The organism is Pelomonas aquatica, assembly GCF_026712205.1.
Taxonomy (GTDB): Bacteria; Pseudomonadota; Gammaproteobacteria; order Burkholderiales; family Burkholderiaceae_C; genus Pelomonas; species Pelomonas aquatica.
In genome coordinates, this window is the sequence record NZ_JAPPUW010000053.1 from 1 (window position 1) to 709 (window position 709).

Consider the following 709-nt stretch of genomic DNA (forward strand, 5'->3'; position numbering starts at 1 on the left):
AGCTTGTAGATCTCGCCCTGCGTGGAGGCCACCCACAGCGATCCATCGGGCGCGAAGGAGAGCCCCGAGATCTCGTTGCGCCTGATGCCCTGCAGCGACGCGTCCAGCCGGCGCAGCTCGGTCAGCACGCCCGTGCCGTCGATGCGGTATTCCACCAGCTGGTCGCCGCCGTTGATGGCCCCCAGCCACAGGTGGCCCGTGCCCGGGTCGATCGCCAGCCCCGACCAGCTCTGGATGTTGAAGGGCGCCGTGATCGCCGCCACTTGCTTGCCGGTGGCGGCGTCGAGTTCGATGATGCGGTTGCCCGGGCCGTTGTTCTCGGTGATGTACAGGTGCCCGTTGGCCGCGTTGTAGGCGCCGCCGGTGAGGTCGTAGTTGGCGTCCAGCGTCAGGCCGGCGATGACGGCGCCGGTCCCAGGGTCGACCGCCACGACGCGGTCGGGGTTGGGGTAGCCGTTGAAGACCAGCAGGCTGCCCGCGGGCACGCTGGTGCCGCCCAGGCTCATCGCCGCGCCGAGTACCTGCAGCCCGAGGTAGTTGTAGGCGTAGGGCGTGCCGAAGTCGGCCGTCATCGTGAGGGTCTGCAGGGTCTGGCCCGTGGCCGGGTCGATCTTGAGCAGGTGGCCCGGGTTGGTGCTGTCGCCCACCCAGAGCTTGCCGCTGGCGTCCACCGCCACGTCGCCCAGGCTGGTGCCCGTCACGCTCACCC

Annotated in this window: 1 protein-coding gene; it reads right to left on the reverse strand. The window is 70.1% G+C overall.

Translation table 11 applies throughout. The features are described from left to right. Positions 1-709, reverse strand: a 709-nt coding sequence (locus tag NYP07_RS23880) for an NHL repeat-containing protein (protein ID WP_268154710.1), incomplete at both ends; no start/stop codon positions are given.